Origin of the sequence: Streptomyces sp. NPDC058307, assembly GCF_042880295.1 — a bacterium.
Classification (GTDB): Bacteria; Actinomycetota; Actinomycetes; order Streptomycetales; family Streptomycetaceae; genus Streptomyces.
The window spans coordinates 12512-36152 of sequence record NZ_JBHVYZ010000061.1; the positions used below are offsets into that span (position 1 = coordinate 12512).

The following is a 23641-nucleotide window of genomic DNA, read 5'->3' on the forward strand; positions in this document are numbered from 1 at the left end:
CCGACAGCTAAGTCACCTTTTCGTAAAGGCGATACGTCAACAAGGCGCGTCAACGAGTCACATGCGGCCGGACCTTGCCCCACAAGGTCCGGCCGGATGTGTGTATGGTCACTTTGCGACTCTCGGTCAACTCGCGTCGAACGTAACCCTTGAACCGATTCGTACACCGGCGAAACCTGCCGTGCGACTGCCGTACGCCCTTGACAGCGGGATGTTTCATTGCCGACACATCCTGCCGGGTCCGGCGGATTGTGTTGCTGTGAACACCCGACACGCCATAGAGTCGCCAACCGTCGGCATGGTGCCACGCTGACCTTGTCTAGAAGTTTCCTGGTCTCCAAGGAGGTAAGACGACTTGTGAATGAGTCGACATTTTCTCCCGGGGGTGGTCAACCAGGAATGCCTGCCGGGGCCCAGAGCCCCGCGGGGTTCGAGGCTGTCGGCTCCGTCGCGGTGCGCACCTTCGCAGCCCGTCAGAGTCCGCAGACCGTGCGGACAGCACACCAGAGCATGGATGGCCATCACGTGAACGCCATGGCCGGCGACGGAAGTGGCGCGCCCCACAACCACTTCGCCGACTACGACGAACTGCCCGAGGGGCACTTCTACGACCCCGACGCCGAGTACGAGCCGGATCCCGAGTACGCGGCGACGCTCGCGCCCGACGCGGCCCGCCAGCGCCGTGAGCGCGTGGGCCCGACCGGGCGGCCGCTGCCGTACTTCCCGATCCCGGGCCCGCTGACCGACCACGGCCCCGCGAAGATCATCGCGATGTGCAACCAGAAGGGCGGCGTGGGCAAGACCACGTCGACCATCAACCTGGGTGCCGCGCTCGCGGAGTACGGCCGGCGCGTGCTGCTCGTGGACTTCGACCCGCAGGGCGCGCTGTCGGTGGGTCTCGGTGTCAACCCGATGGAGCTCGACCTCACCGTCTACAACCTGCTCATGGAGCGGGGCATGGCGGCGGACGAGGTCCTGCTGAAGACCGCGGTCCCCAACATGGACCTGCTGCCGAGCAATATCGACTTGTCGGCGGCGGAGGTCCAGCTGGTCTCCGAGGTCGCCCGCGAGTCGACATTGCAGCGGGCACTGAAGCCGCTCATGGCCGACTACGACTACATCGTGATCGACTGTCAGCCCTCGCTCGGCCTCCTCACGGTCAACGCCCTGACGGCCGCGCACAAGGTGATAGTGCCTCTGGAGTGCGAGTTCTTCGCCCTGCGTGGTGTCGCACTGCTGACGGAGACCATCGAGAAGGTCCAGGAGCGGCTCAACCCGGAGCTGGAGCTCGACGGGATCCTCGCCACGATGTACGACTCGCGCACGGTCCACAGCCGTGAGGTCCTGGCCCGTGTGGTCGAGGCGTTCGACGACCACGTGTACCACACGGTCATCGGACGCACGGTGCGCTTCCCGGAGACCACGGTCGCCGGTGAGCCGATCACCACGTACGCCTCCAACTCCGTCGGTGCCGCCGCCTATCGCCAGCTCGCCAGGGAGGTGCTCGCCCGGTGTCACGCCGAGTGAGTCTGCCGGGGGCCGACGAACTGTTCCGTACGACAGGGGGGATGGCGCTCCAGGCGTCCACTCCCCGGCGGGGGACCAACGGCGAGGCCCGGGTGCCGGCTCCCGCGGGGGAGTCCGACGGGGCCGGAGCCGAGGACGCGCCGCAGTCCGTGCCCGCGCAGGGCGGGGACGGTGAAGGGGCCGAGCATGTGGCGGCCGACGCCGAGTCCGTGGAGGCGGGCGAGTCCCGTCTGCGGGCCGCTGCCGCGGAGCGCACCGCGCGACGTCAGGAGGCGCAGGAAGGTTCTGCCCAGCCCTCCGGCGGTGCGCAGCCGCGCGGCAAGCGCGGCCGGTCGCCCTCTCGGCGGCCCAGTGGGCGCGAGCGGCACGACGAGAAGATCACCGTGTACGTCTCGGCCGAGGAGCTCATGGATCTGGAGCACGCCCGTCTGGTGCTCCGGGGTGAGCACGGGCTGGCGGTGGACCGGGGGCGCATTGTGCGTGAGGCGGTCGCGGTGGTGCTGGCGGATCTGGAGTCCCGCGGGGACGCGAGCATTCTCGTCCGTCGGCTGCGTGGGCGGTAGCGGTAGCCTGCGAGGTCTATGACCTCGAACGACGTTCCCCCCGGCTCCGGCGCATTTGCCGGTCGTCGGCGTGTGCTGGGGCGGGGGCCGGGGGCTTCGCGGGGGGAGCCGGTTGCGGAGCCGGGGGCGGTCTCCCGGCCCGAGACGGTCTCCGAGGCCCAGGTGGTCTCCGAGGTCGAGGTGGTCGCGGAGGCGGTGCCGGTCTCCGAGGGGCTGGAAATCGGGGTTCCGGAGCCCGGGACGGTTTCCGAACCCGAGGTGGTCTCCGAGGCCGCGTCGGTCCCGGGGCCCGAGCCGGTGGCGGAGGCGGTGCTGGTTTCCGAGGGGCCGGAAGCCGGGGTTACGGAGGCTGCGGCGGTTCCGCAGGCCGAGGTGGTCTCGGAGGCCGAGCCCGTCGCGGGGGCGGTGCCGGTTTCCGAGGGGCCGGCGACCGCGGCTCCGCAGCCCGAGGCAGTCTTCGAGCCGAAACCGGTTCCCGAGGCTGAGGCGATCCCGCAGCCCGAGACGGTCCCCGAACCCGACGCCGTTCCTCAGCCCGCGCCTCACGGTGACGGGGAGTCCGACGGGGTCTTCAAGGTCCGGCTTGCCAACTTCGAGGGGCCCTTCGACCTCCTCCTCCAGCTGATCTCCAAGCACAAGCTGGACGTCACCGAGGTCGCGCTCTCCAAGGTCACCGACGAGTTCATGGCGCACATCCGGGCCATGGGGCCGGACTGGGACCTGGACGAGACGACCGAGTTCCTCGTCGTAGCCGCCACCCTGCTCGATCTGAAGGCGGCCCGGCTGCTGCCCGCCGCGCAGGTGGAGGACGAGGCCGACCTGGCCCTGCTCGAAGCGCGGGACCTGCTCTTCGCGCGGCTGCTCCAGTACCGCGCGTACAAGCAGATCGCCGACATCTTCAACCGGCGGCTCGACGAGGAGGCCCGGCGCTACCCCCGTACCGTCGGACTCGAACCGCATCACGCCGATCTGCTGCCCGAGGTCGTCATCAGCATCGGGCCCGAGGGATTCGCCAAGCTCGCCGTGAAGGCGATGCAGCCGAAGCCCAAGCCGCAGGTGTACGTCGACCACATCCACGCGCCCCTGGTGAGCGTCCAGGAGCAGGCGGGGATCGTGGTCGCACGGCTCAGGGAGCTCGGCGAGGCCAGCTTCCGCCTGCTGGTGGAGGACGCCGACGGCACCCTGACCGTCGTGGCGCGCTTCCTGGCACTGCTGGAGCTGTACCGGGAGAAGGCCGTGGAGCTCGATCAGGAGACCGCGCTCGGCGAGCTGCTCGTGCGGTGGACCGGCGGTGAGGGAGAGGCCGAGCCGACGGTGACCGACGAGTTCGACCGGCCGCCCGAGCCGCCCAAGGAGGACAAGGCGTGAACGAGGAGACCACCGAGGCGCCGACGGGACTTGCGAGCGTCGCCGACCTCGATCTGAAGCCGGCCCTGGAGGCCGTCCTGATGGTCGTGGACGAGCCCGCGACCGAGGAGCACCTGTCGAAGATCCTGGAGCGGCCGAAGCGGCAGATCACCAGGGCGCTGCGGGAACTGGCGGGCGAGTACGCCGCTCAGGGGCGCGGTTTCGAGTTGCGGCACGTCGCGAACGGGTGGCGGTTCTACTCCCGGGCCGCGTACGCCCCGGCAGTGGAACGCTTCGTCCTGGACGGGCAGCAGGCCCGGCTCACCCAGGCCGCGCTGGAGACGCTCGCGGTGGTCGCCTACCGCCAGCCGGTCAGCCGCAGCCGGGTCTCCGCGGTGCGCGGAGTGAACTGTGACGGTGTGATGCGAACCCTCCTCCAGCGGGGTCTGGTCGCGGAGGCGGGCACGGAACCCGAAACAGGTGCGATCCTGTACGTGACGACGAACTACTTCCTGGAGCGGATGGGCCTGCGCGGTCTGGACGAGCTCCCGGAACTCGCGCCCTTCCTCCCGGAGGCGGAGGCGATCGAGGCCGAGACCCAGGAAGGCGTACCGTCGTTCGATCCGGACGCCCCGGATTCCGAGGGCGCAGACGACAAGACGGAACTTTGATGCGAAGCAGCAGCGGCAGGAACAGCAGCGGAAACAACGGCGGGAGCCGTGGTGGCAACAGCGGCGGCCGCGGCGGGAGCAGCGGTGGGCGCGGGGGGAGCGGCGGCGGCCGCGGCAACTTCCGCGGCGCCGGGAACGACCGCGACGACAAGCAGGGCGGCCGGCCGAAGAACCCGCGCCCCGAGGAGCGCCGCTACGACGTGGGTCCCGGCGGCACCCATGAAGGCCCCAAGACCGGGCGCGGTGCCTCGGCGCGCGGCGGCGCGAAGGGCGGCCCCAAGCAGGGGCAGGGCACCGGGCGCGGCCGTTCGGTCCCGGCGACCTCGCGTGAGTACGAGGCCCGGGCCGAGGAGCGCAACCGGGAGCGGTACGCCGGCAAGAAGGACGTGAAGCCGCCGAAGACCTTCCCGGGCGCCGAGCAGGAGGGCGAGCGGCTGCAGAAGATCCTCGCGCGCGCGGGCTACGGCTCGCGGCGGGCCTGCGAGGAGCTCATCGAGCAGGCGCGGGTCGAGGTCAACGGCGAGATCGTGCTGGAGCAGGGCAAGCGGGTCGACCCGGAGAGGGACGAGGTCAGGGTCGACGGCCTGACCGTGGCGACGCAGTCGTACCAGTTCTTCTCGCTGAACAAGCCCGCCGGTGTCGTCTCGACGATGGAGGACAACGAGGGCCGGCAGTGCCTCGGGGACTACGTCACCAACCGTGAGACGCGGCTCTTCCACGTGGGGCGGCTCGACACCGAGACCGAGGGCGTCATCCTGCTCACCAACCACGGCGAGCTGGCCCACCGGCTGACCCACCCCAAGTACGGCGTGAAGAAGGTCTACCTCGCGCACATCGTGGGCCCGATCCCGCGTGACCTGGGCAAGCAGCTCAAGGACGGCATCCAGTTGGAGGACGGGTACGCGAAGGCGGACCACTTCCGGGTCGTCGAGCAGACCGGCAAGAACTACCTCGTCGAGGTCACTCTCCACGAGGGGCGCAAGCACATCGTGCGCCGGATGCTGGCCGAGGCGGGCTTCCCGGTCGACAAGCTGGTGCGCGTCGCCTTCGGCCCCATCACCCTGGGCGACCAGAAGTCGGGCTGGCTGCGGCGGCTGTCCAACACCGAGGTCGGCATGCTGCTGAAGGAAGTCGATCTGTAGTCCCACCCGCGTCCCACACGTGTGTACGTGCGGCCGGTTCCGGAGTCCTCCGGAGCCGGCCGATGCGTTTTCGCCCTCCTGCCGGGGTCTGTATCGGTGACGGAGGGAGCGGGGGTGGAGGGAGCGGGGATGGACGCGAGGAACGCATGCCGTGACGAGACGGGTCCGGCAGCGCTGGAGGGCCCTGTGCCGCCTTCGCGGCCTGTCGGGCACCCAGGGGGGCAGGAGGCGCCTGTGAGGCCGCTGACGGCTTGCTGTGGCGGCCTGGCGGAGGTGCTGTCGTGAGCGCGGGGGAGCTTTTGGAGCGTTCGCTCGCCTACGCGCTGGGCAGCGTGGCGGGGGCGCGGCGCATGGGTCTCGGCACGGGTACGCCGTGTGCCGAGTGGGATCTGGGCGAGCTGCTGGGGCATCTCGACGACTCGCTGGACGCGCTGTACGAGGGGCTGAGCGGCGGGCGGATCGGACTCCTCCCGCAGGCCGACCGGGTCTGCGGCTTCCGCACGCGCGCGTGTGCCGTGCTCGGTGCCTGGGCCGCCGGGCCGCCCGACGGCGTGCTGGTGGGTGAACGCCCGCTGGACGCACGGGTGATGGCCGCCGTCGGTGCGGTCGAGATCGCCGTGCACGGGTGGGACGTGGCCCGGTCCTGCGGTCGGCCGCGGCCCATTCCGGAAGGCCTCGCGGCCGAACTCCTGTCCGTCGCCCAGTGCGTGGTGGGGGAGGAGGACCGGGGCGTACGGTTCGCCGAACCGGTCCCTGTGCCGTCCCGTGCGCGGCCTGAGACATGGCTTCTCGCCTTCCTGGGGCGGCACTTCTAGGGGCTTGTGGAACACCTTCGAGCTCTTTATAGTCATAAGGACTATTGGTCATCCTGACCATAAAGGGGGTGGGCGCGGGTGGACTACGACAAGTACGCCTACGAACCCTTCGCCGTCACCGTCGACCTCGCCGTCCTCACCGTCGCCGAAGGCGCCCTGCACGCGCTGCTCGTGGAGCGGGGGCAGGAGCCGTACGCCGGACACTGGGCGCTGCCCGGCGGGTTCGTGCACCCGGACGAGTCCGCGGAGACGGCGGCCCGGCGCGAACTCGCCGAGGAGACCGGGCTGTCGGATGTCTCCGGGCTGCATCTGGAGCAATTGCGGACCTACAGCGAGCCCGGCCGTGACCCCAGGATGCGGGTCGTCTCCGTCGCCTTCGCCGCGCTGCTGCCCGACCCTCCCCCAGACTCCGTCCGGGGGTACCCCCATCTCGCTCCGCTCCAGCCGCACGGCGGCAGCGACGCAGCCGAGGCCCGCTGGGTGCCGTACGACAAGGCGGGACCGCTCGCCTTCGACCACGACCGCATCCTGGCCGACGCCCATGAACGCGTCGGCGCCAAGCTCGAGTACACCTGCCTCGCCACCGCCTTCTGCCCGCCCGAGTTCACCCTCGGCGAGCTCCAGCAGGTGTACGAGACCGTGTGGGGCACCGCCCTGGACCGGCCCAACTTCCGCCGCAAGGTGCTCGCCACGCCCGGCTTCGTCGAGGCCGTGCCCGGCGCCGAGCGGCTGACCGGTGGCCGCGGCAAACCGGCCGCGCTCTACCGCGCGGGACCGGCCGGCACCCTGTACCCCCCTCTCCTTCGACCGTCCCCGGAAGGACGCCCCGCATGACCACGCTCGCTACCAGACGCGCCGCCACCGGAACCCTCGTCGGCCTCGCCCTCGGGGACGCCCTCGGCTTCCCGACCGAGTTCAACGACGTGCCGTCGATCCTCGCCAAGTGCGGGCCGTGGCGGGAGATGGAGCTGCGGACCCCGGCGATCGTCAGCGACGACACGCAGATGACGCTGGCGGTGGCCAGAGGGCTGCGGACGGCGATGGACCGGGGAGTGCTCGGGCCCAAGGGGCTGGCGCGGCCGCTGCGGGAGGAGTTCGTGGACTGGTACCAGTCGCCGGAGAACAACCGGGCGCCGGGAAACACCTGTCTGCGGGCCTGCTACCTGCTCAAGGACGACAACCTGCCCTGGCAGGACGCCAGTCAGATCGGTTCCAAGGGCTGCGGCGCCAACATGCGTGTCGCGCCGGTCGGACTCGTCCCCGGGCTCAGTGACGAACAGCGGGCGGGCGCCGCCCAGTTGCAGGCCGCCCTGACCCACGGGCACCCGACCGGGCTCGCCGCGTCCGACCTCACCGCGCGTGCCGTACGGCTGCTGGCGCAGGGCGCCCGGCCGGACGAACTCGTCGGGCTGCTGCGGTCGTACGCCCTGGTGAACCGGGGCCAATATCACGAGCGTTGGCTCGGCGACCTGTGGGCGAGGAGCCAGGACCCGACACCGGGGCAGTTCATCGCGCGCGGTTGGGACGAGTGCCTGGCGATCCTCGACCGGCTCGACCACGCCGTGCGCACCGCCTCCCCGGAGGAGGACCCCTGCCTGGCCACCGGGGCGGGCTGGATCGCCGAAGAGGCCCTGGCTACCGGGCTGTTGTGCTTCCTGCAGTTCCCCGAGGAGCCGCTGACGGCCCTGCGGCGGGCCGCGTGCAGCTCCGGCGACTCCGACTCGATCGCCTGCCTGACGGGCGCCTTCGCGGGCGCCCATCTGGGAGCGGACGCGTGGCCGGTGGAATGGGCCGACCGGATCGAGTACGGCAGCGAACTGGTGACGCTCGGGGCGCTCTGGGACGCCTAGAGCCCTTCTGCGTGCTAGGCGAGCTGGATCGAGTCCCCGCTGACCTTGATCTGCTTCTCGGGCAGCGGCTTGTCGGCCGGCGGATTGGCCACCGAGCCGTCGGTGATGTGGAACTTACTGCCGTGGCAGGGGCAGTTGATGGTGCCGCCGGACACGCTGGTCACCTGGCAGCCCTGGTGGGTGCAGATGTCCGAGAAGGCCTTGAACTCGCCCTTCTTCGGCTGGGTGACGACGACCTTCTCGTCCTTGAAGATCTTCCCGCCGCCGACCGGGATCTCGCTCGTCTTCGCCAGTTCGGTGCCGGCCTGCACCGAACTGGCCCCGGAGTCGCCGTTCTCGTTGCCGTACTCGCCGCAGCCGACGGTCAGCGTGGCCGCGCCCGTCGCGAGGAGGATCGTGCGCCGCGTCGGGCTGTGCGTCATGTCGTGACTCCGAAGGTGTGGAAGAACCAGAGGGCGGACGTCAGCCAGAGGATCGTGAGTGCGGTGAAGACGAGCCCGCCGACGATCGGCAGCAGCCATCCGGGAAGTCGCTCCGAGCGGAGCAGCAGCATCTTGGCACTGAAGACACCGAAGAAGAAGCAACCGAAGAGGGAGTGCCACAGAACGCGTGATTCGTACGACTGGAAGCCCAGCGCGTACAGGCAGTGCACCGCGACCGGCACCGCGACGAGGAACGCCACCCGGCCGGACCAGCGGTGCAGGGTGGCGGACCAGCTCGGGCCCGGGAGTTTGCCGTACACCATCAGGGCCGAGACGAGCTGGACGAGCACGAAGAAGAACGCGACCGTGGCGAGCCATGACTTCACCGCGCCGGTGCTGCTGAAGCCGGCGAGGTTGAAGGCCGTGCCCGTCGGGTCGTGGACCTTGCCGTAGGCGCCCAGGGCGACCGCCACCGCGGCGGCGACCAGGGCCGGGATCAGATAGCGGGCCGCGCCGGGGCGGCGCTCGGGTTCGGGCGAGGGCCAGCTCTGGGTGGCCGCGTTCGGGTCGACGGTCATGATCGGCTCCTTCGGGCAAGGGCCCTGGGGTCAGGGGGTTACCGGGCGGGCCGTGAGCTGCTGTCCGTCGACCGTCACCGCACCGGTCTCGGGGGCGATCTCCGGTGCCGGGGAGGGCTCGCCGTCGCGCCTGAGGATGCCGACCTGTTCGCCGTCCGGCAGGACGATCCAGCCGCCTTCGATCTTCGCGCCGGCCACCGTGCTGTTCGCCCGGTAGAGCCCGGACGACTTCTTGGCCTTGTCGATGGTGAAGGCGTAGTTCCCGCTGCCGACCTCGGCCGTGCCGCGGATCTCCTTGGTCCCCTTCACCTTTCCGTCCAGGCTCGCGCCGCCCTTGCCGGTGAGCCGCAGGCTGCCGTCGTCCCTCACGTCGCCCTGGAGCCACGACTCGATGTTGTGGCCGTCGCAGACGTACGCGATCGCCTTGTCGTCGCGCACGGTGATGGCGACCGCGGAGGAGTCGTCGTCGGTCCGGCCCGTGTAGAGGCCCTCGGGCACGGAGGTCCGGGTCGGGGACGGGCTGGGCGGCGCGGACGTCCGTGCCGGTGCGGTGCTCGGTGATGCCTTGGTACCGGGCGACGGCTTCCCGGACCCCGGCGGCTTCACGTACGACGATGTGGACTTCTCGCCCGTGGTGGCGTTGAGCGAGAGCATGAACAGGCCGAGCAGCAATCCCGCGAGCAGTGTCAGCAGCGGTCCGGAACGCTTCATGTGAGGGGCCTCCCCCGAGGCGAGTGTCCTGCCATCAGAGCGGACCCGGGGTCCCGCGTCCAGGGGCGCACGGGTGTGTTCTCACCCCAAGTAGCTGAACTGGGACATTCGGGTGACATTGCCACGGTCCGCAAGCCGTCTCAGGGTGCGGGCGCCGCGCCCCCGCCCCGCACGGGCTGACTAGGCTGGACGGACAGGAGCCGAACGCACATCAGCAAGGAGCAATGCCGTGGCGGTACGAGCGGTCCGGGGCGCCGTCCAACTCGAACAGGACGAGGCCGGCCACATGGACGAGCAGGTCGGGGCGCTGCTCACCGCCATCATGGAGCGGAACGAGCTGACCGCGGACGACCTGATCAGCATCTGGTTCACGGCCACGCCCGACCTGCACAGCGACTTCCCGGCGGCCGCGGCCCGCAAGCTCGGCATCGTCGACGTACCGCTGATCTGCGCGCAGGAGCTGGACATCGAGGGCGCCATGCCCCGGGTCGTCCGGGTGCTCGCCCACATCGAGTCCGACCGGCCCCGCGCCGACATCGCGCACGTCTACCTCGGCGCCGCGGCCGCCCTGCGCAAGGACATCGCCCAGTGAGGACCGCACTCGTCATCGGGACCGGGCTGATCGGGACGTCGGCCGCGCTGGCGCTGGCGGCGCGGGGAGTCACCGTCCACCTCGCCGACCACGACCCCGAGCAGGCCCGCACGGCCGCGGCCCTCGGCGCCGGCACGGACGAGGCGCCCGAGGGGCCCGTCGACCTCGCGATCGTCGCCGCGCCCCCCGCGCATGTGGCCGCGGTGCTCGCCGACGCCATGCGGCGGGGCGTGGCCCGCGGGTACATCGACGTGGCCAGCGTGAAGGGCGGGCCGCGGCGGGAGCTGGAGGCGCTGGGGCTCGACCTCTCCCCGTACATCGGTACGCATCCGATGTCCGGCCGGGAGAAGTCCGGGCCGCTGGCCGCCTCCGGGGACCTCTTCGAGGGGCGGCCCTGGGTGCTGACCCCGACCCGGGACACCGACACCGAGGTGCTGAACCTCGCCCTGGAGCTGGTCTCGCACTGCCGTGCGGTGCCGGTGGTCATGGACGCCGACGCCCACGACCGTGCCGTGGCACTCGTCTCGCACATGCCCCATCTGGTCTCCAGCATGGTCGCCGCGCGGCTCGAGCACGCCGAGGAGGCCGCCGTACGGCTGTGCGGCCAGGGGATCCGTGACGTGACCCGGATCGCCGCGTCCGACCCCGGGATGTGGATCGACATCCTCTCCGCGAACCCGGGTCCGGTGGCCGATCTGCTCACCGATGTCGCCGGGGACCTCGAGGAGACGGTGCGGGCGCTGCGGGCGCTCCAGTCCGCCGACGAGGCCAAGCGGGACGAGGGCGCGTCCGGGATCGAGGACATGCTGCGGCGGGGGAACGCCGGGCAGGTGCGGGTGCCAGGGAAGCACGGGTCCGCTCCCCGGGTGTACGAGATCGTGGCCGTGCTCATCGACGACCAGCCGGGGCAGCTGGCCCGGATCTTCGCGGACGCGGGGCGGGCCGGGGTCAACATCGAGGACGTGCGGATCGAGCACGCGACAGGACAGCAGGCCGGTCTGGTGCAGCTGATGGTGGAGCCGTCGGCCGGCCCGGTGCTGTCGGCGTCGTTGCGGGAGCGGGGCTGGGCCATCCGGCAGTAGGGCGGACGGGCCGGGAGCGCCCGGCCGGCGTCGGTCGGCCACGCGTCCGGACGAGTGACGCGCACCCAGTAACCTTGTGCGGGGCACAGTCGCGCCCCCACACCACTCGCCAGACCGCACCCGAAAGGTGTCCCCCCGTGGAAAACGGCGCCCAGCCCGTGATTGTCGCCATCGACGGCCCCTCCGGCACGGGCAAGTCGAGCACGTCGAAGGCTGTCGCCGCGCAGCTGGGGCTGAGCTACCTGGACACCGGGGCGCAGTACCGGGCGATCACCTGGTGGATGGTGACCAACGGGATCGACATCGACGACCCGTTCGCGATCGCCGCCGTGGCGGGGAAGGCGGAGATCGTCTCCGGCACCGACCCGGAGAACCCGACGATCACGGTCGACGGTACCGACGTGGCGGGTCCGATCCGGAGCCAGGAGGTCACCTCCAAGGTCAGCGCCGTGAGCGCCGTCCCCGAGGTGCGGGCCCGGATCACCGAGTTGCAGCGCTCGCTCGCCGCCTCCGCCGAGAAGGGCATCGTCGTGGAGGGCCGGGACATCGGTACGACCGTGCTGCCCGACGCCGACCTCAAGGTCTTCCTCACCGCCTCGCCGGAGGCCCGCGCCGCCCGCCGCAGTGGCGAGCTGAAGGGCGCCGACGTACACGCCACCCGCGAGGCCCTGGTCAAGCGGGACGCGGCCGACTCCAGCCGGAAGACCTCGCCGCTCGCCAAGGCGGACGACGCGGTCGAGGTGGACACCACCGAACTCAGCCTCGCGCAGGTCATCGAGTGTGTCGTCACCCTTGTCGAGGAGAAGCGGGCCGGGAAGTGACCGTTCCTTCCGAGAAGGGTGCCGAGGTCGGCCGGCGCATCGGCGTCGGGCTGATGTACGGGCTGTGGAAGCCGCGGGTGCTCGGCGCCTGGCGGATGCCCGCGACCGGGCCCGTGATCCTCGCCGTGAACCACTCCAACATCCTCGACGGCCCGATGGTCATGGGCGTGTCACCCCGGCCGACGCACTTCCTGATCAAGAAGGAGGCGTTCATCGGACCGCTGGACCCCTTCCTGATCGGCATCGGGCAGGTCAAGGTGGACCGCTCGGGCGCCGACCGCGGTGCGATCACCCAGGCGCTCGACGTCCTGAAGACCGGCGGGGTCCTCGGTATCTTCCCGGAGGGCACCCGGGGCGAGGGCGACTTCGCCTCCCTGCGGGCCGGGCTCGCGTACTTCGCGGTGCGCACCGGGGCGCCGGTCGTCCCGGTCGCGGTGCTGGGAAGCTCCGAGAAGCCCGGGCGGTTGATAAAGGGGCTGCCTCCGCTGCGCAGCCGCGTCGACGTCGTGTACGGCGACCCCTTCGAGGCGGGCGACGGCAGCGGACGGCGCACGCGCAAGGCGCTCGACGAGGCGACCGAGCGCATCCAGAAGCAGCTCAGCACCCACCTGCACAACGCCAGGCGCCTGACCGGGCGCTAGGCGACACTGAGTAGTGGACCGATCCGGCGAAAGGGCCGGGCGGTCCACCGATCACCACGATGAACGAGGTACGGACTTCATGAACGACCACATCCACTCCGAGGGCTCGGGCGAGGAGCACGACCACGGGGCGCTTGGCGATGCCGAGTTCGCGGAGTTCATGGAGCTCGCCGCGGAAGAGGGCTTCGACCCCGAGGACATCGAGGGTGCCATCGAGGCGGCCGGCCACGGTCCGCTGCCCGTGCTCGCCGTCGTCGGGCGCCCGAATGTCGGCAAGTCGACTCTGGTGAACCGCATCATCGGGCGCCGCGAGGCCGTCGTTGAGGACAAGCCCGGCGTCACCCGCGACCGCGTCACCTACGAGGCCGAGTGGGCCGGGCGCCGCTTCAAGGTCGTCGACACCGGCGGCTGGGAGCAGGACGTCCTCGGCATCGACGCCTCCGTGGCCGCGCAGGCCGAGTACGCGATCGAGGCCGCCGACGCCGTCGTCTTCGTCGTGGACGCCAAGGTGGGTGCCACCGACACCGACGAGGCGGTCGTACGACTGCTGCGCAAGGCCGGCAAGCCGGTCGTGCTGGCGGCCAACAAGGTCGACGGCCTGAGCGGCGAGTCCGACGCGGCGTACCTGTGGTCCCTGGGCCTCGGCGAGCCGCACCCCGTCTCCGCACTGCACGGCCGGGGCACCGGCGACATGCTCGACGCCGTCCTGGAGGCGCTGCCGGAGGCGCCCGAGCAGACCTTCGGCACCGCGATCGGCGGCCCCCGCCGGATCGCGCTGATCGGCCGCCCGAACGTCGGCAAGTCCTCGCTGCTGAACAAGGTGGCCGGTGAGGAGCGGGTCGTCGTCAACGAGATCGCCGGCACCACCCGTGACCCGGTCGACGAGCTGATCGAACTCGGTGGTGTCATCTGGAAGTTCGTCGACACCGCGGGTATCCGCAAGCGGGTCCACCTCCAGCAGGGCGCCGACTACTACGCCTCGCTGCGCACCGCCGCCGCCGTCGAGAAGGCCGAGGTGGCGGTCATCCTGATCGACGGCTCCGAGTCCATCTCGGTGCAGGACCAGCGGATCGTCACCATGGCCGTCGAGGCGGGCCGCGCGATCGTCCTCGCCTACAACAAGTGGGACACCCTCGACGAGGAGCGCCGCTACTACCTGGAGCGGGAGATCGAGACCGAGCTCGCCCAGGTCGCCTGGGCGCCGCGGGTCAACGTCTCGGCGAAGACCGGCCGTCACATGGAGAAGCTGGTCCCCGCGATCGAGGCGGCTCTGGCCGGCTGGGAGACGCGGGTCCCGACGGGGCGCCTGAACGCCTTCCTGGGCGAGCTGGTCGCCGCCCACCCGCACCCGGTCCGCGGCGGCAAGCAGCCGCGCATCCTCTTCGGCACCCAGGCCGGCACCAAGCCGCCGCGGTTCGTGCTGTTCGCCTCCGGGTTCATCGAGGCGGGCTACCGGCGCTTCATCGAGCGCCGACTGCGCGAGGAGTTCGGCTTCGAGGGCACCCCGATCCACATCTCGGTGCGGGTGCGCGAGAAGCGCGGCGCGAAGAAGAAGTGACGTACACGCAGTGACGTATTCACCGTGACGTACACATGAGGAAGGGCGGCCCCCCACCGGGGCCGCCCTTCCTCATGTGTCAGAGCCCTCTGCGCGGGCCGGGTGGCAGCGCCGCCGGGACGTGCTGCATGCCGGTGTGATGCGTCCCGGTCTGCTGCTGTCCGATGTGTCCCACCCGCTGCCACTGCGACTGCTGGCGGGCGCTGAACGCCCCCGCGCTGTAGGCGCTGTACGAGCTGCTGAACGAGCCCGAGGCGTGCGGGGTGTTCCCGAACGCGGTGAAGCCCAGCTCCTCCTCGCCGCTGCGGTCACCCGGCAGCGAACGGAAGGTCTTGACGTACTCGGAGTAGAGCGCGTCGTAGATCGGCGTGGCCGATGGTCCGCCGGGAAACCGGCGCGGAGCGTCGTATGGGTGCACGTATGTCCAAACGACACCGGGACCCCGGGGATGCGGTCCGGCGTGAACGGCGTGATCCATGTGCTCCTTCAGCCGGTCCTCACGTCCCCGCGAGCGGCATCGCGGCCGCGACCAGCTTGCCGTTCGCCGCGGCCTTGTCGAGCGCGTCCCGCAGCAGGTCCTCGCGGGGCTGCCGTCCGATGGAGCCCACCGGCGCGGCGAACATCAGCACCTGCTGGTGCTTGTTGGCGGCGGCCCGCCAGCTCTCCGTCACCTGGAGCGGCTGGTGCGCCTGCCACCAGGCCACCGGCTGCCCGCCGTTCGCCGAGGGCTGCAGCACCGCGTGCAGCTGCCCCACCGCCAGCAGCACCGACCACCCGTGCAGCACGGACGGCACCGACTCGATCGCCGTCAGCGGCATGAACCCCTGCTCGATCAGCAGCGGCAGGAAGTCGTCGCCGCCTCCCGTCGCGCCCGGCCGCGCGATCGGCCCGGTCGGCTCCACGACCAGCGCCGGGTGCAGCTCCCCGGCGATCAGGACGAGCCCGCTGGTCACGCCGAGCACCGCCTGCTCGGGTACGACCTTGTCCGGGTCCAGGTCGACGGTGTCGCCGGTGATGGACTTCACCGCGCCCTGGAGCTGCTCCTCGGTGACCTGGACGACCTGGGAGGGCAGGCAGGAGGCGTGGGCGAAGGCCAGGACGGCGGTCTCGTCGCCGATGAACAGGACGGTGCTGGTGCGCTCCTGTTCGGAATTGCCCTGGGTGCGGCAGGACGTGCAGTCGTAGCTGCCGGGGGCGTTGTCTCCGGCGAGCAGCCGGTCGGCTTCTTCGTCGCCGATCTCAGCGCGTACCTCGTCGCTGACGTCGAGCATGCGCGGCACGGGTGGCTCCCTCGGGAAGTGGTGCGTGGCGGGACCGGGTGGCTCCCGGCCCGTGAACCGGGCGGGTCCCGGGCTCATGAAGAAGACAACGGGCGATCCGCGGCGGGAGTCACGCCCCAGGGCGAACGGAATCGAACCAACCGCAGCGCGGGGTCACAGGTCGTGCGGAACCGGGAGCGCACTGCCAATTACCGGGATGGGCAGGAAAGTTGGTTGCGTGAAGTGGGTGGCCGAAAATCAACGGTACCCTCGCCGATGCCTCAGCTCCGCCGCCTCCCCGCTGAACGCGACCGCGCCGCGCCGCAGTTCGTACACGAGCGCAGTCCGGCCGAGCAGCGCGGGCGGGAGCCGTTGCTCGGCCACGACCACGCACGCGTCCAGTGCGGCGAGGAGTCCGTACGTGCGGGCCGCGACCGTGGGGGACATGCCCTGCGCGGGTTCGTCGACGAGGACCACGCGCGCGCGTGCCAGGAGGGCGCGGGAGAGGGCCAGCATGCGCTGCTCGCCGCCGGAGAGGGTGCCGGCGCGGCGCGGGAGCAGGGGGGCCAGCTCCGGGTAGGCGTCCAGGGCCGGGTCGGGGGCGGGGGCGGCGAGTGCCAGGTTCTCGCGGACGGTGAGGGAACCGAACACCGCCTGGCGCTCGGGGACCAGGCACAGACCGCGCCGGGCCCGCTCGTGCGCCGGCACGCGGGTCACGTCGGTGCCGTCCCACACCACGCTGCCGTCGGTGAGCGGCACTGTCCCGGCCAGGGCGCGCAAGGCCGTCGTACGGCCGGAGCCGTTGCGTCCCAGCAGGACGGTGAGGCCGGGGCCGGGGGCGGTGAGGGTGACGCCGTGCAGGGCCTCCAGGGGGCCGTAGCGCACGCGCGCGTGGCGCAGGGAGACGGCCGTCCTCGCTGTCATACGGCGGTCTCCCGGGCGTCGAGTGTCTCCAGTACGTGGGCCGGTGGGCCGGAGGTGATGATGCGACCCCCGGTCATCACGTGCACGACGTCCGCGAGGCCGGCGACCAGGTCGAGATCGTGCTCGACCACGAGGAGGGCGGTGCCGTCCGCCGCGAGGGCCCTGAGGACGTGGGCCAGGGCGCTCACCTCGGCGGTGTCCAGGCCGGCGGCGGGTTCGTCGAGGAGCAGGACGTCCGGGGAGCCGGCGAGGGCTCTGGCGAGTTCCACCCGGCGCAGGGTGCCGGTGGGGAGGTGGGCGGCGGGGGCGTCGCGCAGGGGGCCGTCCAGACGGAACAGCCGCAGAGCGCGGTCCACCGCCGCCGGGTCCGGGACATGGCCCTGTTCCGCGCCCACCTGGACGTTCTCGGCCACCGTCAACGTCGGGAAGACGGCGAGTTGCTGGAAGGTGCGGGCGATGCCGAGGCGGGTGCGGGCGTGGGGGGACAGGCGGGTGATGTCGCGGTCGCCGTAGCGGACGTGGCCCCGGGTGGGGCGGATCGTGCCTGCCAGGCAGTGGAACAGGGTGCTCTTTCCCGCGCCGTTGGGGCCGATGATCGCGGTGATGCGGCCGGGCGGGACGGTGAGGTCGACTCCGTCGAGGGCGGTGAAACCGTCGTAGCGGGCCTGGAGGTCGCGGGTGGTGAGGACTGCCCGGCCTGCGGTACCACCCGTGCGGGGTTCGTGGTCGGGTGCGGGTGCCTGGGGCGGAGCCGGTGCCTGGGGCTGCGCGAGGCCAGGTGGGTGCAGGCGTTGTCTCACCCGCGCTCCGAGGGGGGTCAGAGCCGTCGGCCGGGGCGGTGGCAGTCGCCCCGCCACCGCCCGCACCGCCTCGTACGGCCCCCCGGGAAAGCGGCCCACCAGGACCGCCAGCACTCCGATCAGCGCCGCCGCCACCCCTCCCCGTGCCCCCGCGTCCAGACCCACCAGCAGGGCCGCCGCTCCCAGGGCGCCCAGAGTGCTGTCGGCGCCCAGGACGACCACCGCGGCGAACCAGAGGAGGCCGCGGACGGGGTCGTAGGCGGTGGGGTCGAAGGCGCGCAGGCCCATGCCGAGCATGCCGCCGCCCAGGGCCGCCAACGCGGCGCCCGCCACGAAGGCGAGGAGTTTCAGGGCGGGGACGCGGACGCCTGCCGCCGAGGCGCCGGACTCGTGGTCGCGCAGGGCGGCCAGGGCCCGGCCCGTGCGGCCTGTGCGCAGCGCGTAGGTCGCCAGCAGGGCGAGCGAGAGCAGGGCCAACTCCAGGACGTAGTACGCGCGGTCGCCGTCGAAGCTCTCGGGGCGGTCCAGGGACAGCCCGGACGTGGCGTACGGCTGGGCGAGGACGAAGCGGCTCACGCCGACGCCGACCGCGAAGGTCGCCAGGGCCAGCGCCAGGCCCCGGCGGGTGATCGCGGGCCAGCCGGTCAGGAGGCCCAGGGGAGCCACCAGGACCACCGCCAGCGCCAGCGCGGCCAGTTCCGGCAGACGGGGCAGCCCCGGGAAGCGGCCCGCCGCCAGCAGGGCCGTGAACAGGGCGCCCAGGCCCGCGTAGGCCGCCTGGCCGAGAGAGATCTGCCCGCCCCGGCCCGTCACGACCACCAGGGACAGCAGGACCACGCCCAGTGCCGGGACCTGGACCGACGTGTGCAGGTCCGGCCCCGCGAAGCCCAGCGGGAGCAGGAACAGCACCATCGCGACGATCCACGCGCCCTGGGGCGTGGGCACGCGCGCGGTGGCCGTGCGCGGGAGCGCGTCCCGGGTGCCGATGCGGGGGAGCACCGACGAAGCGATCAGCAGGGCCACCACGAACAGGTTCGCCCCCACCGCCTGGAGCAACGACTCGCCGCGGCCCGACAGGTGCAGCCGGGTCAGCTGGCTCTGCCCCACCCCGATGGCCAGCGCCACCACCACCGCCACCGGCAGGCTGCGCATCCGCGCGGCCACCGCGACCGCCACCACCTCCATGACCAGCAGGGGCAGCCCGTACGGGTCCAGCCGGACGAAGGGAGCCAGCAGAACTCCCGTCAGGCCCGCGGTGAACGACCCGAACGCCCAACCGGCCGCCGCCACCCGGTCGGCGTCGATCCCGCCGAGCACGGCCAGCCCGCGGTCGTCCACGACGGCCCGCAGTTCCCGTCCGAAGCGCGTCCAGCGGATCACCGCGCTCACGCCGGCCGCCAGTACCAGGACCACTGCCAACTGCCCCCACGGATCCGCCGACACCAGCTCCGGAGCGTCGTCCCGGGCGCCCTGGCCCCACAGCAGCGCGGCCCCGCCCACCAGCAGCACGAAGACGCCGATGGAGGCCACCAGGGTCTGGGCCGGGTCGCCGCCCAGGACGGACAGGGGCCGGAAGACGAAACGCTCCAGCACGACACCCAGGGCCGGCGCCAGGATCAGCAGGGTCACCACCGCCCCGGCCCACAGCGGCCAGCCCCACTCCGCCACGCACTGCCGCAGCACGTACGCGCACACCATCGCGATCGCCCCGTGTGCGAAGTTCAGCACCCCGGTCGCGCGGTACGTCACGATCAGGCCGACGCCGGTGAGCGCGGCCGCGCTGCCGACCGACAACCCGGCGAGGGTGAGGTCGTAGGTCAGCGACGACATCAGTCGGTTTCCTCGACGGGCTCGCAGATCGGGCAGGGGCCCAGCTCGCCGCTCGCCAGGAGCTTCGCGTCGACCGGGACCGACTCCACCTTCCCGGCGACCAGCGGACAGTCCGCGCGATGCCAGAGCGTGCCGCCGGGCACCATCAGCAGGTCCCCGCTGACCGCCAGGGGTGCGCCGGCCGCCGCTGTGGACTCCTCGGCCCCGGTGGGCTCCGCGGCGACCAGGAGGCCGTACAGCTCCTCCACACGCGCGGCGGCGAGCGCGCCCCGGCCGTGGGTGAGCAGCACCGCCCCGGCGACGATCAGCGCGGCGCCGGGCACCGTGCAGGAGGCGAGGTAGGGCAACTGGCGCTCGGCATACCGCTCGCCCGAGACGCCGTACCAGCCGAGGACGCACAGCACCGCACCCGCGGCGAGCGCGGCCCAGCCGGCCCACTGGACGGGGTGCACGGTCCGCAGTCGGGCTGTCCGCATCTCCGGCTCCCCATGTCGCGTGCCTGTCCATGTAAGCCAATCGCTTGCACTATGCCTTCTGGAAGCTGACCCTGAAAGCGCCGGGCGCACGTTGGCCCGGACCGACACCCGGTGGTGAGCCAGATGGTTCTCGGGAGCGACCGCACGTGGGGGAACGGCAGCCGGGGGCTGATGGCGGTGGGGTTCGTCCTCGCCGTGGCCCTCACGGCGTGCAGCGACGACAGCGGCGGCGGCAGCGAGAGCCCGCCACCGACGCCGTCCGTGGAGCGGACCGCACCTTCCGCCGCCCCGTCGCCGGGCGGACCCGCCGACGCGGCCGCCGCGCAGCGGGAGATCAAGACGAACTGGGAGAAGTTCTTCGACCCGAAGACCTCCACCAAGGACAAGCAGGCCGTCCTGGAGAACGGCGACGAGATGGGCCCGGTGCTCCAGGCCTTCAGCGGTGACCAGCGCGGCGGACAGGTGCGGGCGAACGTCACGAAGGTCGGGTTCACCGAGCCGACCGCGGCCGACGTGACGTACACCCTGATGTTGAACGGCGCCACCGTCCTGCCGGACGCCTCGGGGACGGCGGTCAAACAGGACGGCACCTGGAAGGTGTCGGTCAACACCCTGTGCGCGCTGGTCCAGTTGAGCGGCAATGCCACGGCCTCGGCTCTTCCGGGCTGCTGAGGCCGCCCTCGCGGTCCTGCTGCTCACGGTGGGTACGGCGTGCGGCAGCAGGCTGCCGGAGAGCGACTTCGAGCACCGGGAGCGGGCGACCCCCGCCCAGGACAGCACTCCGATCCGGGTCGGCATCGTCACCAGTGCCACCAGCCCGGTCGGTGGCAGCGCCTTCACCGGTCCGCGCGACGGCGCCAAGGCGTACTTCGAGCGTCTCAACGCGCGTGGGGGCGTCGACGGCCGCCCGGTCGAGGTGCGCGAGTGCGACGACGGCGGCAGCGGGGTCGGCGACAACACCTGTGTGCACCGGCTGATCGACGAGGACAAGGTGGTCGCCCTGGTCGCGACCACCGCCCTCGACTACGCCGGCGCCTCCCGCGTCTCCCACGCGCGCGTGCCCGACATCGGCGGCCAGCCCATCGGCGCCGCCTACGACACCTGGCCGCACCTGTACGGCATCTACGGCAGCCTCGCGCCCCGGAACGGCACGACCGGCTGGGGCGGGAAGCAGTACGGCGGCACCGAGGTCTACCGCTACTTCAAGCGCGAGCACGGGGCCCGTACGGCGGCCGTCGTGTCGTACAACCAGGCCGCGTCCGCCGCCTACGCCCGGCTCGTCGAGCAGGGTCTGAAGGCCGAGGGGTACAAGGTCGTCACCGAGCAGGTCGACTTCGCACTGCCCAACTTCCGTGCCGTGGCCGCCGATCTGAAGGAGCAGGGCGCCGACCTGGTCTTCGACGCCGTCGACAGCCATGGCAACGCCCAGCTGTGCGAGGCGATGGACGCGGCCGGCGTCGAGGTCACCGCCAAGGTCACCAACGTGCAGAACTGGACGTCCACCGTTCCGGACGACTACAAGGACGCCCCGCGCTGCCGCAACGCCCTGTGGGCGACCGGGGCCAGCCGCAACTACGCGGACACCGGCAACGCGGCCGTACGGGAGTTCAGGAACGCGACGAAGGGCCTCGAGACGCACTCCCAGTGGCAGTTGGAGGGCTGGGCGGCCGCCATGTGGTTCACGGACGCCGCCAAGTCGTGCGCGGCGGCACAGGGCATCACGCGCGCGTGCGTCGACGCCTACGTGAACCGCACCCAGGACTACACCGCGCACGGCCTGCTCCTCCCCGTCCGGTTCGAGCGCCTGGCCGGGCCACCGAGGTCCCGCAGGACCTGCCTCTCGGTGGCCCGCTGGCAGGACGGCCGGGGCTGGATCTCCCAGGGCGACATGAACCGCACCTGCTTCGACGTCCCGCAACTGCCGTATCAGCAGTGAGTCACGCGTGCTCTTCATCGCAGTGAGCCGAAGAACTCCCTGACGTCACCGGCCAGCAGCTCGGGCACCTCCAGGGCCGCGAAATGGCCGCCGCGGTCGAACTCCGTCCAGCGGACGACGGTGTTGACCTGCTCGGCCCAGCGGCGGATCGCCATGTCCTCGCCGAAGTTGGCCACCGCGGTCGGCACCCCGGAGCCCGCCGTCGGGAACCAGTCCGGCACATGGCTGTTCTCGTAGTACATGCGGGCCGCGGAACCGGCGGTGCCGGTCAGCCAGTCCTGCTGTCCGCAAGCGCCGGCAGACTCGGAACCATGGTGGAGACCTCGGCACGACTGCTGCGCCTGCTCTCGCTCCTGCAGGCCCACCGCGACTGGTCCGGCGCCGACCTGGCCGACCGCCTCGGCGTCACCCCGCGCACCGTGCGCCGGGACGTGGACCGGCTGCGCGAGCTGGGCTACCCGGTCAACGCCAGCCCGGGCACCGGCGGCGGCTACCAGCTCGGCGCGGGCGCCGAGCTGCCGCCGCTGCTCCTGGACGACGAGGCCGTCGCGGTCGCCATGGGCCTGCGCACCGCGGCGGGACAGGGCATCGAGGGCATCGGCGAGACCTCGGTACGGGCTCTGGCCAAGCTGGAGCAGGTGCTGCCGAGCCGGCTGCGCCGCCGGGTGGGCGCCCTGAACGCCTTCACCGTGCCGATGCTGCGAGGCCCCCAGCCCGCCGCCGTCGACCCGGGCGTCCTCACCGAGCTCGCCAACCTCTGCCGGGACGCCGAGCGGCTGCGCTTCGACTACAGCGACCACGACGGCGCCGCCAGCCGCCAGCCGCCGTACCGTCGAACCGCACCGCCTGGTGTGCAGCGAGCGGCGCTGGTATCTGGTGGCCTGGGACGTCGACCGCGAGGACTGGCGGACCTTCCGGGCCGACCGGATCACCCCGAAGCCGCCGCACGGCCCCCGGTTCGCGCCGCGCACCCCGCCCACCGAGGACCTCGCCGCCTACGTCTCGCGAGGCGTCTCCACGCGCGTGTACGCCTCACACGCGGTCGTACGGCTGCTGGTGTCCAAGGAACGGGCCGCCGAGCGGATCTCGCCGAGCGCCGGGGTGCTGGAGGCGGAGGGGCCCGACAGCTGCCTCCTGCACACCGGGGCCTCTGGCCTCGACGTGATGGTGATCCACGTGATGATGATGGGCTTCGAGTTCGAGGTGCTGGAGCCGGCCGAGCTGACCGAGGCGATCAGGACGGCTCACGACCGGCTTGCTCGCCATGACCTCGCCGACCAGGAAGAACACGAATGACGTGATCAGATAGAGGTGACCGGTCTTCTTGTGGTCGGTGGTGGTCAGCCAGTCCACGACCGGCCGCCCCTGCTGTCCGGTCCGCACGGGTTCTGCCGTCGCCTGCACGGTCTGCGTCCCCATCGCTCGCCCCTCCCGCTCGGCTGACGCCATGATGCTCGCGCCGTCGTGCACGGCGACAGGGGACGTAAGGGGGTTCTGTGCCGGAACCGTGTATTTCCTATGCGGCGTCAGCTGGTGAGGCCGTGTCCGGAATCGGTCGGCAAAGGGGTGCCGGACCGGTTTTCGGGCAGGCCTTCTCACCGGGCATTCGGGGAAGTCGTACGACACACGGAAATTACGTTCGAATACCCGCGGTAAGGCCGGGGAAACGCCCGTCCGTGTGACGGAGTGCGAGGGAAACGGGTGGCGGGATCCTGTGACAGAAGCGTGACAGGAGGCGTGCCGGATCGGGACTTCCGCGACCGTCGGGCAGGGTCTAGCGTGGCGGTATGGCACCCATTCCGACACCGCCCGCCGACCCCCAGGACAGCCCGGACAGCTATGTGGGCCTCGACTCCGGCTCTGCCGAGCGGACCGCGCGTGAGCGGGGCTGGTCGACGGTCCGTTCGCTGCCGCCGGGGGCGATCATCACGATGGAGTACCGCGCGGGCCGGCTGAACTTCGAGGTGAAGGACGGCCGCGTGGCGCGGGCCTGGAAGGGCTGAACCGCATGACGTGGGCCCCCGATACCATGGGGGGTGCGGGGGCCACCGAATGTGCGGGGGGGTGGTTCGTAACGGCCCCCGCGGCAGGGAGGT

Annotated in this window: 25 protein-coding genes and 1 pseudogene; 17 read left to right on the forward strand and 9 right to left on the reverse strand. The window is 71.8% G+C overall.

Translation table 11 applies throughout. The features are described from left to right. Positions 1-399 precede the first annotated feature (399 nt). The 8 genes from ACFVYN_RS32560 to ACFVYN_RS32595 all read left to right on the forward strand — a co-directional run bounded on the left by ACFVYN_RS32560 (position 400) and on the right by ACFVYN_RS32595 (position 7915). The gene (locus tag ACFVYN_RS32560; protein WP_390005162.1) at positions 400-1527 is read left to right on the forward strand and encodes a ParA family protein; all 1128 of its coding nucleotides are present in this window, start codon (positions 400-402) and stop codon (positions 1525-1527) included. Continuing rightward, positions 1512-2090, forward strand: coding sequence for a hypothetical protein (locus ACFVYN_RS32565; RefSeq protein WP_390005165.1), 579 nt, complete (start codon positions 1512-1514; stop codon positions 2088-2090). The genes ACFVYN_RS32560 and ACFVYN_RS32565 overlap by 16 nt, the downstream gene beginning before the upstream one ends. Positions 2091-2462: 372 nt before the next feature. Then, entirely contained in the window at positions 2463-3458 is a 996-nt protein-coding gene (locus ACFVYN_RS32570) for a segregation/condensation protein A (protein WP_390005254.1), read from the forward strand. Further along, positions 3455-4108, forward strand: coding sequence for an SMC-Scp complex subunit ScpB (gene scpB / locus ACFVYN_RS32575; RefSeq protein WP_390005168.1), 654 nt, complete (start codon positions 3455-3457; stop codon positions 4106-4108). The genes ACFVYN_RS32570 and scpB overlap by 4 nt, the downstream gene beginning before the upstream one ends. Continuing rightward, positions 4108-5250, forward strand: coding sequence for a pseudouridine synthase (locus tag ACFVYN_RS32580; protein WP_390005171.1), 1143 nt, complete (start codon positions 4108-4110; stop codon positions 5248-5250). The genes scpB and ACFVYN_RS32580 overlap by 1 nt, the downstream gene beginning before the upstream one ends. 281 nt (positions 5251-5531) lie before the next feature. Continuing rightward, positions 5532-6065, forward strand: a complete 534-nt coding sequence (locus ACFVYN_RS32585; RefSeq protein WP_390005174.1) for a TIGR03086 family metal-binding protein — start codon at positions 5532-5534, stop codon at positions 6063-6065. Positions 6066-6143: 78 nt separating this feature from the next. After that, positions 6144-6899 (forward strand): NUDIX domain-containing protein, encoded by a 756-nt coding sequence (locus tag ACFVYN_RS32590; RefSeq protein ID WP_390005177.1) that lies wholly within the window; start codon positions 6144-6146, stop codon positions 6897-6899. Further along, complete coding sequence (locus tag ACFVYN_RS32595) at positions 6896-7915, forward strand: ADP-ribosylglycohydrolase family protein (RefSeq protein WP_390005179.1); 1020 nt, start codon at positions 6896-6898, stop codon at positions 7913-7915. Before ACFVYN_RS32590 ends, ACFVYN_RS32595 begins: the two co-directional genes overlap by 4 nt. A gap of 14 nt (positions 7916-7929) precedes the next feature. Here ACFVYN_RS32595 and ACFVYN_RS32600 read toward each other — a convergent pair whose 3' ends face one another. The 3 genes from ACFVYN_RS32600 to ACFVYN_RS32610 are packed head-to-tail and all read right to left on the reverse strand — an operon-like array spanning position 7930 to position 9626. Then, complete coding sequence (locus ACFVYN_RS32600) at positions 7930-8337, reverse strand: Rieske (2Fe-2S) protein (RefSeq protein ID WP_390005182.1); 408 nt, start codon at positions 8335-8337, stop codon at positions 7930-7932. Further along, positions 8334-8915 carry a DUF6529 family protein gene (locus ACFVYN_RS32605; protein WP_390005185.1) on the reverse strand — a complete coding sequence of 194 codons (582 nt, stop codon included), beginning with the start codon at positions 8913-8915 and terminating at the stop codon, positions 8334-8336. The genes ACFVYN_RS32600 and ACFVYN_RS32605 overlap by 4 nt, the downstream gene beginning before the upstream one ends. Positions 8916-8945: 30 nt before the next feature. Continuing rightward, complete coding sequence (locus ACFVYN_RS32610; protein ID WP_390005187.1) at positions 8946-9626, reverse strand: hypothetical protein; 681 nt, start codon at positions 9624-9626, stop codon at positions 8946-8948. Between the two features lie 229 nt (positions 9627-9855). On the opposite strand from ACFVYN_RS32610, the gene aroH reads away from it, so the two are divergent. The 5 genes from aroH to der all read left to right on the forward strand — a co-directional run bounded on the left by aroH (position 9856) and on the right by der (position 14320). After that, a complete protein-coding gene (aroH, locus tag ACFVYN_RS32615) occupies positions 9856-10218 on the forward strand; it encodes a chorismate mutase (protein ID WP_007381029.1) in 363 nt (120 codons plus the stop codon). Continuing rightward, positions 10215-11300 (forward strand): prephenate dehydrogenase, encoded by a 1086-nt coding sequence (locus ACFVYN_RS32620; protein WP_390005189.1) that lies wholly within the window; start codon positions 10215-10217, stop codon positions 11298-11300. Before aroH ends, ACFVYN_RS32620 begins: the two co-directional genes overlap by 4 nt. 137 nt (positions 11301-11437) lie before the next feature. Continuing rightward, positions 11438-12121: a (d)CMP kinase gene (gene cmk, locus ACFVYN_RS32625; RefSeq protein ID WP_390005191.1), complete on the forward strand. Its 684-nt coding sequence runs from the start codon at positions 11438-11440 to the stop codon at positions 12119-12121. 53 nt (positions 12122-12174) lie between these two features. Then, positions 12175-12762, forward strand: a complete 588-nt coding sequence (locus tag ACFVYN_RS32630; protein WP_390005257.1) for a lysophospholipid acyltransferase family protein — start codon at positions 12175-12177, stop codon at positions 12760-12762. Between the two features lie 79 nt (positions 12763-12841). Further along, positions 12842-14320, forward strand: coding sequence for a ribosome biogenesis GTPase Der (der, locus tag ACFVYN_RS32635; RefSeq protein ID WP_390005193.1), 1479 nt, complete (start codon positions 12842-12844; stop codon positions 14318-14320). 79 nt (positions 14321-14399) lie between these two features. Here der and ACFVYN_RS32640 read toward each other — a convergent pair whose 3' ends face one another. From ACFVYN_RS32640 to ACFVYN_RS32660, 5 genes are all read right to left on the reverse strand, one after another. Continuing rightward, on the reverse strand, positions 14400-14738 hold the full coding sequence (locus ACFVYN_RS32640; protein WP_390005195.1) for a hypothetical protein: 339 nt from the start codon (positions 14736-14738) through the stop codon (positions 14400-14402). A 79-nt stretch (positions 14739-14817) separates the two neighbouring features. Next, complete coding sequence (locus ACFVYN_RS32645) at positions 14818-15600, reverse strand: hypothetical protein (protein WP_390005198.1); 783 nt, start codon at positions 15598-15600, stop codon at positions 14818-14820. Between the two features lie 237 nt (positions 15601-15837). Continuing rightward, a complete protein-coding gene (locus ACFVYN_RS32650; protein WP_390005201.1) occupies positions 15838-16503 on the reverse strand; it encodes an ATP-binding cassette domain-containing protein in 666 nt (221 codons plus the stop codon). Continuing rightward, a complete protein-coding gene (locus tag ACFVYN_RS32655; RefSeq protein ID WP_390005203.1) occupies positions 16500-19133 on the reverse strand; it encodes an ATP-binding cassette domain-containing protein in 2634 nt (877 codons plus the stop codon). The genes ACFVYN_RS32650 and ACFVYN_RS32655 overlap by 4 nt, the downstream gene beginning before the upstream one ends. After that, a complete protein-coding gene (locus tag ACFVYN_RS32660; RefSeq protein ID WP_390005205.1) occupies positions 19133-19609 on the reverse strand; it encodes a hypothetical protein in 477 nt (158 codons plus the stop codon). Before ACFVYN_RS32660 ends, ACFVYN_RS32655 begins: the two co-directional genes overlap by 1 nt. Positions 19610-19732: 123 nt before the next feature. Between ACFVYN_RS32660 and ACFVYN_RS32665 the strand changes: the two genes are divergently transcribed. Together ACFVYN_RS32665 and ACFVYN_RS32670 are read left to right on the forward strand one after the other, a co-directional pair. Beyond that, entirely contained in the window at positions 19733-20281 is a 549-nt protein-coding gene (locus tag ACFVYN_RS32665) for a hypothetical protein (RefSeq protein WP_390005208.1), read from the forward strand. Then, positions 20250-21545 (forward strand): ABC transporter substrate-binding protein, encoded by a 1296-nt coding sequence (locus ACFVYN_RS32670; RefSeq protein ID WP_390005210.1) that lies wholly within the window; start codon positions 20250-20252, stop codon positions 21543-21545. The genes ACFVYN_RS32665 and ACFVYN_RS32670 overlap by 32 nt, the downstream gene beginning before the upstream one ends. 14 nt (positions 21546-21559) lie before the next feature. Here ACFVYN_RS32670 and ACFVYN_RS32675 read toward each other — a convergent pair whose 3' ends face one another. Further along, positions 21560-21787, reverse strand: coding sequence for an alpha/beta fold hydrolase (locus tag ACFVYN_RS32675; RefSeq protein ID WP_390005212.1), 228 nt, complete (start codon positions 21785-21787; stop codon positions 21560-21562). Positions 21788-21856: 69 nt separating this feature from the next. Between ACFVYN_RS32675 and ACFVYN_RS32680 the strand changes: the two are divergent. Next, positions 21857-22841 (forward strand): annotated as a pseudogene (locus ACFVYN_RS32680) (helix-turn-helix transcriptional regulator). Between the two features lie 491 nt (positions 22842-23332). Then, on the forward strand, positions 23333-23548 hold the full coding sequence (locus ACFVYN_RS32685) for an I78 family peptidase inhibitor (RefSeq protein ID WP_390005214.1): 216 nt from the start codon (positions 23333-23335) through the stop codon (positions 23546-23548). The last annotated feature ends 93 nt before the right edge of the window (positions 23549-23641 follow it).

Bases quoted from the DNA above. Each gene is read 5' to 3' on its own strand.
- ACFVYN_RS32560 (WP_390005162.1), top strand. From the start codon at position 400: ATGCCTGCCGGGGCCCAGAGCCCCGCGGGGTTCGAGGCTGTCGGCTCC.
- ACFVYN_RS32580 (WP_390005171.1), top strand. From the start codon at position 4,108: ATGCGAAGCAGCAGCGGCAGGAACAGCAGCGGAAACAACGGCGGGAGC.
- ACFVYN_RS32595 (WP_390005179.1), top strand. From the start codon at position 6,896: ATGACCACGCTCGCTACCAGACGCGCCGCCACCGGAACCCTCGTCGGC.
- ACFVYN_RS32600 (WP_390005182.1), bottom strand. From the start codon at position 8,337: ATGACGCACAGCCCGACGCGGCGCACGATCCTCCTCGCGACGGGCGCG.
- ACFVYN_RS32605 (WP_390005185.1), bottom strand. From the start codon at position 8,915: ATGACCGTCGACCCGAACGCGGCCACCCAGAGCTGGCCCTCGCCCGAA.
- ACFVYN_RS32610 (WP_390005187.1), bottom strand. From the start codon at position 9,626: ATGAAGCGTTCCGGACCGCTGCTGACACTGCTCGCGGGATTGCTGCTC.
- ACFVYN_RS32630 (WP_390005257.1), top strand. From the start codon at position 12,175: ATGTACGGGCTGTGGAAGCCGCGGGTGCTCGGCGCCTGGCGGATGCCC.
- der (WP_390005193.1), top strand. From the start codon at position 12,842: ATGAACGACCACATCCACTCCGAGGGCTCGGGCGAGGAGCACGACCAC.
- ACFVYN_RS32650 (WP_390005201.1), bottom strand. From the start codon at position 16,503: ATGACAGCGAGGACGGCCGTCTCCCTGCGCCACGCGCGCGTGCGCTAC.
- ACFVYN_RS32655 (WP_390005203.1), bottom strand. From the start codon at position 19,133: ATGTCGTCGCTGACCTACGACCTCACCCTCGCCGGGTTGTCGGTCGGC.
- ACFVYN_RS32660 (WP_390005205.1), bottom strand. From the start codon at position 19,609: ATGCGGACAGCCCGACTGCGGACCGTGCACCCCGTCCAGTGGGCCGGC.
- ACFVYN_RS32665 (WP_390005208.1), top strand. From the start codon at position 19,733: ATGGTTCTCGGGAGCGACCGCACGTGGGGGAACGGCAGCCGGGGGCTG.
- ACFVYN_RS32670 (WP_390005210.1), top strand. From the start codon at position 20,250: ATGCCACGGCCTCGGCTCTTCCGGGCTGCTGAGGCCGCCCTCGCGGTC.
- ACFVYN_RS32675 (WP_390005212.1), bottom strand. From the start codon at position 21,787: ATGTACTACGAGAACAGCCATGTGCCGGACTGGTTCCCGACGGCGGGC.
- ACFVYN_RS32685 (WP_390005214.1), top strand. From the start codon at position 23,333: ATGGCACCCATTCCGACACCGCCCGCCGACCCCCAGGACAGCCCGGAC.